6 protein-coding genes are annotated in these 11,158 nt (G+C 67.3%); 3 read left to right on the forward strand and 3 right to left on the reverse strand.

The features are described from left to right. Entirely contained in the window at positions 1 to 258 is a 258-nt protein-coding gene (locus FG323_RS16010; protein ID WP_141455724.1) for a GIY-YIG nuclease family protein, read from the reverse strand. Between the two features lie 116 nt (positions 259 to 374). Between FG323_RS16010 and clpB the strand changes: the two genes are divergently transcribed. After that, positions 375 to 2,966 carry an ATP-dependent chaperone ClpB gene (clpB, locus tag FG323_RS16015; RefSeq protein WP_141455725.1) on the forward strand — a complete coding sequence of 864 codons (2,592 nt, stop codon included), beginning with the start codon at positions 375 to 377 and terminating at the stop codon, positions 2,964 to 2,966. A 143-nt stretch (positions 2,967 to 3,109) separates the two neighbouring features. After that, positions 3,110 to 5,359 (forward strand): bifunctional diguanylate cyclase/phosphodiesterase, encoded by a 2,250-nt coding sequence (locus FG323_RS16020; RefSeq protein ID WP_141455726.1) that lies wholly within the window; start codon positions 3,110 to 3,112, stop codon positions 5,357 to 5,359. A gap of 6 nt (positions 5,360 to 5,365) precedes the next feature. Here the strand turns inward: FG323_RS16020 and ybaL are convergent, their stop codons facing one another. Both ybaL and FG323_RS16030 read right to left on the reverse strand, forming a co-directional pair. Beyond that, positions 5,366 to 7,054 carry a YbaL family putative K(+) efflux transporter gene (gene ybaL, locus FG323_RS16025; protein WP_141455727.1) on the reverse strand — a complete coding sequence of 563 codons (1,689 nt, stop codon included), beginning with the start codon at positions 7,052 to 7,054 and terminating at the stop codon, positions 5,366 to 5,368. A gap of 395 nt (positions 7,055 to 7,449) precedes the next feature. Beyond that, the gene (locus tag FG323_RS16030; protein ID WP_141455728.1) at positions 7,450 to 9,831 is read right to left on the reverse strand and encodes a TonB-dependent receptor; all 2,382 of its coding nucleotides are present in this window, start codon (positions 9,829 to 9,831) and stop codon (positions 7,450 to 7,452) included. A gap of 289 nt (positions 9,832 to 10,120) precedes the next feature. Here FG323_RS16030 and FG323_RS16035 point away from each other — a divergent pair. Next, positions 10,121 to 11,158 (forward strand): ABC-F family ATP-binding cassette domain-containing protein (locus FG323_RS16035; RefSeq protein ID WP_181444265.1); only part of this gene is annotated, 1,038 nt, incomplete at its 3' end.

An 11,158-nucleotide genomic window follows, 5' to 3' on the forward strand; every position in this document is an offset into this window, starting at 1 on the left:
CTACGACATAAGCCAAGCCAGCTTGCGGGCCTTGGGCAGGCGCTTGATCTCCCACTCCGCGCGCGAGGCACTGGCGCGGTCGGGATAGGCGCGGCTGGCGAGGATCCGTTCGGGCGGGTGCGCGCGGGTGTAGCGGGCGCCCTTGCCGGCCAGGTGGGCCTGGAAACGGGCGTCCAGATCGTTGGTGATGCCGGCGTAGTAGCTGCCGTCCCGGCACAGCAGCAGGTAGAGGTGCCAGACAGGGGACGGGGCGGCCATGGGCGGGATTATGGCGGCTGAACTTCCGTCTCAACAGACCTTGAAACAGCTCCCGCGAACCGCATCTGGGTACCATTGCCGGCGCTGCCCGGCCTCTTCTTCCCGAGGTATTCCCGATGCGGATGGACAAGCTCACCTCGCGCTTCCAGCAGGCGCTGGCGGATGCGCAGTCGCTGGCCGTGGGCCGCGACAACACCATGATCGAACCGGTCCACGTGCTGACCGCGCTGCTCGACCAGAGCGGCGGCAGCACCCGGCCGCTGCTGGCCCAGGCCGGCGCCAACATCCCCCTGCTGCGCGAGCGGCTGGGCGAGGCGCTGGACAAGCTGCCCAAGGTCAGCGGCCAGCCCGGCAACCTGTCGATCGGCAACGATCTGGGACGCCTGCTCAACGTCACCGACAAGCTGGCGCAGGAGAATGGCGATCAGTACATCGCCAGCGAGTGGTTCCTGCTCGCGGTGATGGACGATACCGGCGCGGCCGGCCAGGAGCTGAAGTCCGCCGGCGCCAACAAGCAGAAGCTGCGCGCGGCCATCGACAAGTTGCGCGGCGGCGAGAAGGTGCAGGCGGAGAACGCCGAGGACCAGCGCCAGGCGCTGGAGAAGTACACCATCGATCTGACCGAGCGCGCCGAGAGCGGCAAGCTGGATCCGGTGATCGGCCGCGACGAGGAAATCCGCCGCACCATCCAGGTCCTGCAGCGCCGCACCAAGAACAATCCGGTGCTGATCGGCGAGCCCGGCGTGGGCAAGACCGCGATCGTGGAGGGCCTGGCCCAGCGCATCGTCAATGGCGAGGTGCCCGAGGGCCTGCGCGGCAAGCGCGTGCTGTCGCTGGACATGGGGGCGCTGATCGCCGGCGCCAAGTTCCGCGGCGAGTTCGAGGAGCGCCTGAAGGCGGTGCTCAACGACCTGTCGAAGAACGAAGGCCAGATCATCCTGTTCATCGACGAGCTGCACACGATGGTCGGCGCCGGCAAGGCCGAGGGCGCGATGGACGCCGGCAACATGCTCAAGCCGGCGCTGGCGCGCGGCGAACTGCATTGCATCGGCGCGACCACGCTGGATGAGTACCGCAAGTACGTGGAGAAGGACGCCGCGCTGGAGCGCCGCTTCCAGAAGGTGTTTGTCGGCGAACCCAGCGTCGAGGACACGATCGCCATCCTGCGCGGGCTGAAGGAAAAGTACGCCGTGCACCACGGCGTGGAGATCACCGATCCGGCGATCGTCGCGGCGGCCACGCTGTCGCACCGTTACATCGCCGACCGCCAGTTGCCGGACAAGGCCATCGATCTGATGGACGAGGCGGCCAGTCGCATCCGCATGGAAATCGACTCCAAGCCGGAGGAGATGGACCGGATGGAGCGCCGCCTGATCCAGCTGAAGATCCAGCGCGAGGCGCTGAAGAAGGAAAAGGACGCGCAGTCGAAGCAGCGCCTGGCCGATCTGGAAAGCGAGATCGACAGCCTGCAGAAGGAATTCAGCGATCTGGAGGAAATCTGGAAGGCCGAGAAGGCCACGCTCACCGGCGCCACGAAAATCAAGGAGCAGATCGAGCGCGCCAAGCTGGATCTGGAAGCCGCGCAGCGCCGGCAGGACTACGCGCGCATGAGCGAAATCCAGTACGGCCAGCTGCCGGCGCTGGAGAAGCAGCTCACCGCCGCGCAGGAAGCCGAGCAGAAGGGTTTCAGGCTGTTGCAGGACAAGGTCACTGACGAGGAGATCGCCGAAGTGGTGTCGCGCTGGACCGGTATTCCGGTCAGCAAGATGCTGGAAGGCGAGCGCGAGAAGCTGCTGAAGATGGAGGACGTCCTGCGCCATCGCGTGATCGGCCAGGAGGAAGCGATCAAGGTGGTGTCCGACGCGGTGCGCCGTTCGCGCGCCGGCCTGTCCGATCCCAACCGGCCCTCGGGCAGTTTCCTGTTCCTGGGCCCGACCGGCGTCGGCAAGACCGAATTGTGCAAGGCGCTGGCGGAGTTCCTGTTCGACTCTGCCGACGCGATGGTCCGCATCGACATGAGCGAGTTCATGGAGAAGCACGCGGTCAGTCGCCTGATCGGCGCGCCCCCGGGCTACGTGGGCTATGAAGAGGGCGGGTACCTGACCGAGGCGGTGCGCCGGCGTCCGTACAGCGTGATCCTGCTGGACGAGGTGGAGAAGGCGCATCCGGACGTATTCAACATCCTGCTGCAGGTGCTGGACGACGGTCGCCTGACCGACGGCCAGGGCCGCACGGTGGACTTCCGCAACACCGTCATCGTGATGACCTCGAACCTGGGATCGAACCTGATCCAGGACATGTCCGACGGCGGTGACAGTCCCGAGAGCTACACCCAGATGAAGGCGGCGGTGATGGGCGTGGTGCAGGCGCACTTCCGGCCCGAGTTCATCAACCGGCTGGATGACATCGTGGTGTTCCATCCGCTGGACAAGGCGCAGATCCGCGAAATCGCCCGCATCCAGACCCGCTACCTGGCCAAGCGTCTGGCTGAGCGCCAGATCGGGCTGGAGATCGACGACTCGGCGCTGATGCTGCTGGGCAATGTCGGCTTCGATCCGGTGTATGGCGCGCGGCCGCTGAAGCGGGCCATCCAGACCCAACTGGAGAATCCGCTGGCGCAGAAGATCCTGTCCGGCGAGTTCGGCGCGGGGGACACGGTGCGGATTGCCGCCGAGGGTGGCCACCTGGTCTTCCACAAGCGCGGCTGAGGCACCGGTACGGGAAGCACGACGCCGGCCACGGGCTTCCGTCCCGTGGCCGTGCGTAGCGGTCGTGGCCGCTTCCCGGGCCCGATTGCGTTCCGGAGGTAGTGGACGTGCCCGATGCGCGTCCCCCTCGACCAGGGAAGCAAGTGAGCCCACAGCCAACGACAGGATGGTGGCGAAGCCGGACCGGCAAGATCCTCCTGTGGGGGCTGCTGTGCGTACTCGCCCAGCAGATCGCGATCGGTTACCGGATCGACTTCTTCGGCCAGAGCGCCGACGCCTCCCTGATCCACCTGCATTTCGGCCTGCTGCTGGCGCTGGCGCTGCTGGAACCTGATCGCCGGGTGGTGATCGCGACCCTTGTCATCACCGCCGCGGGCTGGGCGGCCCGGCAATGGTCGATGCAACCGGGGCAGATCGCGCCACTGGTGTGGGGTGCGTCGATGTGGGTGCTGGTGGGCGTGTGGACCCTGGCCTGCGCGCGCTGGGCGGGCGCACAGGGTCGGCTGGACCGGCATGGCCTGAGCCGGCTCGCCTTGTACGGCTTGCTCGTCTATCCCGCCGGTTGCGCGTTGCTGGGCGGCACCATGGCGGTGATCGCGCCGCCAACGGAAGCGCTCAGCGCGGCATTCCAGATGTTCTTCGCCAAGCAGTTCGGGGTGGCCGTGATCACCCTGCCGCTGGTGGTGGCGTGGCGCGAGGGCAGGCAGTCCCCGCGCCGTTCCGGAACCGCCGGATGGACCTGGCCGCTGCTGCTGATTGCCGGCCTGGGCCTGAGCCTGTGGGCTTCGCGGATGGTCCACGGCGGCCTGGCCGATCGCACCGCGGTGGTGTTGATGGATTACCGCTTCGCCCTGTTCGTGGTGCTGGCCTGGTTCGTGCTGTGGTTGCCGCCGCGCCGTTCCATGCTGGCGCTGTCGGCGGCGCTGTTCTGCCTGGTGGTGGCGATGTCCGCGAGCGCCGAGTACGGCAGTACCGTGCTGGGCCTGTTCAACCTGCTGCACCTGGCGGCCGAAGTGAACATCCTGTTGCTGGCCATGCTTTATCTGTGGGTGATCAGCCGGGATCGCCGCGAACTGTCGCGCCGTCTGGCCGAGGAGATCCAGCGCGATACCCTGACCGGGCTGCCCAACCTGCGGGCGCTGCGCCGGCGCATGGCGGTGGCGCCGCCACGACGACGCGAATTGGGGTTCCTGTTGCTGGACAAGACCGACTCGCTGGTGACCGGCTACGGTCTGGACATGCAGGCGGCGGTGGTCGGTGGCATGGCCGCGCGGCTCTCGGACCTGGCCGACGTGTACGTGCTGGGCACCGGCCAGTTCGCACTGGTGCCGGCTGCCGATGCCGACGACGATGTCTGGGAACGGCTGGTCGCGCGGGTCGAGCATGCCGAGTTCGTCGCCGATGGCCAGCCGGTGCGGCTGCTGCCGTACCTGGGCGTGGCCTCGCTGCCGGCGGCGGGGACGGATCCGGTGGCCGACGTCGTGGATACCGCGCTGCTCAACGCCTCGCACCTGGCCTTCGACGCGCGCCAGCATGGCGAGGTGCGGCCGCGTTACAGCGATTTCGATGATGGGCGCCTGCGCCGCGCCCACCGGCAGCAACTGCAGGATGCCGCGATCGCGCTGGCCTGCCTGCGCAACGAACGGCTGGTGCTGCACTTCCAGCCGATTCGCAGGCTCGAACTGGCGGCGGAGCCGGCGCCCACGATCTCCGGCGAAGTGTTGTGCCGCCTGCGCGACGACAGCGGCAGGCTGATACCGCCATCGCGCTTCATGCGCCCGATCGAGGCGGCCGGGCGCGGCGCGGAACTGGATCTGGCGGTCATCAAGGCGCTGTTCCGGCTGCTGCGGAAATACCCGGAATCCCTGCCGTACTGCGAACGCATCGCGATCAACCTGACCGGGCAGAGCCTGGCGTCGATGAGTTTCCAGGTGGAACTGCGGACCCTGCTGGCCGACTCGCCGCTGCCGCTGACGGCGCTGTGCTTCGAGGTCACCGAATCCGCCGCCATTTCGAGTACCCCGGTGGCGGCGCGGCTGCTGCGGGATCTGCGCGCGCATGGCTGCCAGATCGCCATCGACGATTTCGGCACCGGCATGCAGAGCTTCGCGCGGTTGAAGGAGCTGCCCGCCGACGTCATCAAGATCGACGGATCCTTCATCCGCAACGTCGCCCAGCGCGGCAGCGATCACGCGATGGTCAAGGCCACCGTCGCGGTGGCGGGCGTGTTCGGCGCGGAAACCGTGGCCGAGTTCGTCGAGGACCTCGACACCGCCGACTGCCTGCGGGAATTGCACGTGGACTGGGTGCAGGGCGATCTGTACGCGCCCCCGCGGCCGCTGTCGGAAATCCTCTCCGAGGCGCTGCCGCGCGAGTTGCAGTACGCGCCCTGAGCCGACTCAGCCGCCCGTGCGCAGCGCGCGGTAGGGCGGCGTCGCCATCACCATTTCCGCCAGCGAGAACGCCAGTTCGCGTTCGGCCAGCACCGCGCCGTCGGCGCCGTGCTCCAGCAGGTGGCGCACCTCGGCGTCGCTGTGCGCGCGCGCCAGCAGGGTCAGGCCCGGATTGATCGCGCGCAGCTTGGCGATGGCCTCGCCGGCCTCCAGCGGCTGCGGGATCGCGAGCACCGCGATCTTGGCCTTTTCCGGATGCGCCTCGGCCAGCACCTTGTCGGCGGCCGCGCTGCCGCGGATCGCGGGAATGCCCGCGGCGTGCGCGCGCTCGACGTGCTCGCCGTTGTCGTCGATGACGATCAGCGGCACGCCACGTTCGTGCAGCACGTGCGCCAGTGAACTGCCCACCCGGCCGTAGCCGATGATGATGGCGTGATCCTGCACGTCCAGCGAGGGGCCGGGTGGCGGTTCGGGTTCGACTTCTTTCGGTGCCGCCGCCTCCTGGCGTGCCTGCCAGCGATCCAGCAGGCCGAAGATCAGCGGATTGAGCATGATCGAGATCAGCGCGCCGGCCAGCACCAGGTCATGGCCTTCCTTGGGCAGGATTTTCAGGTCCATGCCAAGGCCGGCGATGATGAAGGCGAATTCGCCGATCTGCGCCAGGCTGGCGGAAATGGTCAGCGCGGTCGAATTGGGGTGGCCGAACGCGCGCACGATCAGGTAGGCGGCGGCCGACTTGCCGAACAGGATGATGAAGGCCGTGCCCAGCACCTCGAACGGGTGCTCGACCAGGATGTTCGGATCGAACAGCATGCCGACCGAAACGAAGAACAGCACCGCGAAGGCATCGCGCAGCGGCAGCGAGTCGTTGGCGGCCTTGTGGCTGAGCTCGGATTCGTTGAGCAGCATGCCGGCGAAGAACGCGCCCAGTGCGTAGGACACGCCGAACAGGGTCGCCGAACCGAACGCCACGCCCAGCGCGATCGCCAGCACCGACAGGGTGAACAGTTCGCGCGAACCGGTGCTGGCGGTGCGTTCGAGGATCCACGGAATCACCCGCCGTCCGACCACCAGCATCACGGTCACGAACAGCGCCAGCTTGAGCAGGGTCCAGCCCAGGCTGGCGATGATGGCCCCGGCGCTGAGTCCGCCGGCCTCGCCCTGCTGGCCGGCCAGCCCGCCGATTACCGGCATCATCACCAGCGCCAGCACGCACGCCAGATCCTCCACGATCAGCCAGCCCACCGCGATGCGTCCGCGCGAAGTGTCCAGCAGGCGGCGTTCCTCCATCGCCCGCAGCAACACCACCGTGCTGGCGGTGGCCAGCGAGAAGCCGAAGACGATGCCGTACAGGGTCGGCCAGCCCATCAGCGCGGCCAGGCCCCAGCCCAGCAACGTGGCCGCGCTGATCTGCACCAGCGCGCCGGGGATGGCGATCCACTTGACCTCCATGAGGTCCTTCAGCGAGAAGTGCAGGCCGACGCCGAACATCAGCAGCATCACGCCGATTTCGGCCAACTGCTTGGCCAGCTCCTGATCGCCGACGAAGCCGGGGCTGAAGGGCCCCACGCAGATGCCCGCCACCAGATACCCGACCAACGGAGACAGCCGCAAGCGATTGGCCACCGCGCCCAGGACGAAGGCGAGGGCAAGGCCAATGGCGACGATGTTGATCAGGTCGGTGTCATGGTGCATCGAGGCTCGCGTTTTCCAGGGGAAAGGAAGTCGAGTTTCGCCGATGCGGTGCCGCTGCGGCAAACCGAAAACTGAGTGGCGTGTTCATCCTACACCGTGCGTGGACCGGGCGAGCCGACGCCGACGGACGGCGGCGGAAAGCAAATCCCCCGTCGCCTCCGGCGTCCGCCCCCTTTTCCGCTTTCAACAGCCGCATGGCTGGTCAAGGGGGCTATCGAGAGACTCCGACGCTCGCAAACCCGCTTTGCCTCCCCCTTTGAAAAAGGGGGACTGAGGGGGATTTGCTTTTCAGCAGCAAGAGCAAATCCCCCGTCGCCTCCGGCGCCCGCCCCCTTTTTCGCTTTCAACAGCCGCATGGCTGGTCAAGGGGGCCAGGAGAGTCCGTTACCGCGCACTCACCACTTGTAACCGATGCGCCCGTACACATAAGCGCCATTGAAACCGGCCGGCGACTGGCTGCTGTAAGGGAACTGGCCGCTGTTGGAGTTCGGGAAGATGGTGCGGTCCGGGTATTCGTCCAGCAGGTTGTCCGCGCCCAGGGTGAAGGTCCAGCCATCGAGGCGGTAACTGGCCGAGGCGTCCACGGTCCAGATCGCGCCGTACTTCTGGTCGTTGGCCGGGTTGCCGGTTTCGCTGACCCGGGTGTTGAACTCGCCGTAGCGGGTGGTGCCCAGGGCGAAGTCCCACGCCGCCAGGTTCCAGACCGCGTTGAGGGTGAACTTGTCGCGCGGATAGCCTTCCTCGATGCGGCCCTGTTCGTCACGACCCACCCGCCAAAGGTTCTCGCCCAGCGCGGTCAGCTCCGGCGGGTTCGGCGCGATGCGGGTGATCTCGGTCTTGTTGCGGTTGTAGCCAGCGGTGAGGTTCAGCGTGCTGGCGGCCAGCGGGATCGAATAGGTGCCGACCACGTCGACGCCGCGCGTGCGGGTGTCAATGGCGTTGTTGAAGTAGCGTGCGCTGGTCACCCCGTTGATGCCCAGGCTGGCGAGCAGCGCCTGCGCGGCGGTGTTGTTGGCCAGCAGCAGGTTGGAGGAGAGCACGATGCGATCGTCGATGTCGATCTGGTAGGCGTCGATGGTGATGTACAGGCGATCCACCGGCTGCAGCACCAGGCCCAGGCTGTAGGACAGCGAGGTTTCCGCCTTCAGCGCCTCCGCGCCCAGCGCCTGCGCGACCGCGCTGGTGGCCGGGAACGTGCCGGATTCGAAGAAGCGATCCACGCTCGCGTTGTACTGCGAGGTCACCACCTGGTAGTACTGCTGGGCCAGCGCCGGCGCGCGGAAGCCGCTGGCGACGGTGGCGCGCAGCGCGACCTTGTCGGTGAACGCGTAGCGGGCCGACAGCTTGCCGGAGGTCTCGCTGCCGAAGTCCGAATAGTCCTCGTAGCGCGCGGCGACGCCGGCGGAGAACTTGTCGGTGAAATCCGCTTCCAGGCCGACGTAGGCGGCGTAGCTGTGGCGATCCTCGTGCACCGCGTTGGCGGGCGTGAAGCCGCCGAAACCCTGTGCGCCGCCACCGCTGTAGGAATTCGGGTTGCCGGGCGACTGGTTCCATTTCTCGCTGCGGTATTCGGCGCCGAAGGACAGCGTGGCCGGATAGGCCAGGCCCCAGTCCAGGGTCTTGGTGAAGTCGGCGTTGAACAGGTTCTGGGTGTATTCCAGCGCGCCGTCGTAGAAACGGCGCGGGCTGTTGGCGCCCAGGCTGTAGTTGATGCTGTTCTGGGTGTAGAAGAACAGCTTGTTGTAGCCGTAGTTGTAGCTGACGTCCCAGGTCCAGCCGCTTTCCGTGCTGCCCTTGAGGCCGGTGACGAGAGAGCGGTCCTTGGACACCTGGTTGATTTCCGGCACGTAGCCGTTTGGATAGACCTGCGGCACCAGCGGGTTGTGGCCGGGCGAGCGGTAGAACGCGAACGAGGTGATGTCGCGGTTGCTCAGGATCGTCGTCGCGTAGGCGCTGAGGTTGTCGCTGAACGTGTAGCCGGCGTTGGCCGATACCGCTTCGGCTTCCACCTTCGGGTCGCCGTAGATATAGGCGACTTCGCCGACGTCGGGGTTGTTGCCGGTGTTGGGCGAGGTGCCGCGGTATGGGCCGGCGCGATCGGTTTCGTCCTGGCGGGTCACCTGGCCGGCCACGTGCACGAAGCCGCGTCCGTCGCCGAAACCCACGCCGGTGTCGCCGGCCAACTGGTACTGGCGTCCGTCACCGGCCGAGTACTGGCCCACGTCCAGGACCAGACTGCCGCCTTTCTCCGCGCCCTTGAGCACGATGTTGACCACGCCGGCGATGGCGTCGGACCCGTACTGCGCCGAGGCGCCGTCGCGCAGCACTTCGACGCGGGCGATCGAGGACACCGGGATGGCATTGAGATCCACCGCCGACGAACCGCGGCCGATGGTGCCGTTGACGTTGACCAGCGCGGACAGGTGGCGGCGCTTGCCGTTGACCAGGATCAGCACCTGGTCCGGCGACAGCCCGCGCAGCTGCGCCGGGCGCACGCCGCTGGTGCCGTCGGTGATGGCCGGGCGCGGGAAGTTCAGCGAAGGCAGGGCGCGTGCCAGCGCGGTCGCCAGTTCTGTGGTGCCGGTGGCCTGCAGCGCTTCCGGGGTGAGGATGTCGATCGGCGACTGGGATTCGGCCGCGGTACGGTCGGCGACCCGGGTACCGGTGACAATGAGGGTGTCCAGGGTCTGCGGTTTCTGTTCGTCCTGGGCGAAGACGGGGGTGGAGGCGAGGGCCAGGACGATGGCGGCGGACAGCGGAGAAAGCGTGCGGATCATGGGTACTCCAATGCTCGGAACGGGAGGCGACGGCCGCGATGCGGTGGTCGCTGGCGTGGCGGAGGCGGCAGACCCGGAGGTATGCTGCACCACAACATAACGTCAATTATTCGTTAACGAGTAGAATCGCGTCGCAGAACTTCTGCTTATGTGCTTATGCCGGTGGGTGCGATTCGTAGGTCGTGATAGCCGCCGGCGCACGTGCATGTCAACGATTTATTAACAAATGTGAGACCGGCGTGGCGTCGTGCGGACGTCGGCGCCGTTTTCCAGGAATGGACTTTTCATCGTGATTTCCCTGCGTAATTTCGCTCTCCGGCGCGGCGAGCGCCTGCTCCTGTCCAATGTCGATCTGGCCCTGCACGCGGGTTACCGGGTAGGCGTGGTCGGCCGCAACGGCACCGGCAAATCCAGCCTGTTCGCCGCCATCCGCGGCGAACTGGAGGCGGACAAGGGCGATCTCGACTTGCCGGGCAAGGTGCGCATCGCCAGCGTCGCCCAGGAAACCCCGTCGCTGCCGGATCCGGCCATCGACTTCGTGCTGGGTGGCGATACCGAGGTGGCGGCCGCGCTGAAGGCCGAAGCCGACGCGCTGGCCGCGGAGGACTGGGAAGCCGTCGCCGCCGCGCACATCCGGCTGGAGGAAGTCGGCGGCTATGACGCCACCGCCCGCGCCGGCAAACTGCTGCACGGCCTGGGTTTCCCGGCAGAGACGCACCAGCGCGCGGTGTCGGCGTTCTCCGGCGGCTGGCGGGTGCGCCTGAATCTGGCGCGCGCGCTGATGATGCCCAGCGATCTGCTGCTGCTCGACGAACCGACCAACCACCTCGATCTCGATGCCGTGCTGTGGCTGGAGCAGTGGCTGCTGAAATATCCCGGCACGCTGCTGCTGATCTCGCACGATCGCGAATTCCTTGACAACGTCGCCACCCACACCCTGCACCTGCATGGCGGCGGGGCGAAGCTGTACACCGGCGGTTACACCGACTTCGAGCGCCAGCGCGCCGAGCAGTTGCGCCAGCAGCAGATCGCGTTCGAGAAGGAGCAGGCCGAACGCGCGCACCTGCAATCGTTCATCGATCGTTTCAAGGCCAAGGCCAGCAAGGCGCGCCAGGCGCAGAGCCGGATGAAGCGGCTGGCCAAGCTGGCCGGCACCGAGGCGGTGCGGATGGAACGCGAGTTCCGCATCGAGTTCGCCCAGCCCAACCGCCTGCCGCACTCGCTGATCCGCATCAACCACGGCGAAGCCGGCTATGCCCTTTCCCCGCTTGCGGGGGAAGGTGCCCGAAGGGCGGATGGGGGCAAGGCTCCGGAGAGCGGGGGGGCC

It is taken from the genome of Pseudoxanthomonas sp. z9, from assembly GCF_006542425.1.
Classification (GTDB): Bacteria; Pseudomonadota; Gammaproteobacteria; order Xanthomonadales; family Xanthomonadaceae; genus Pseudoxanthomonas_A.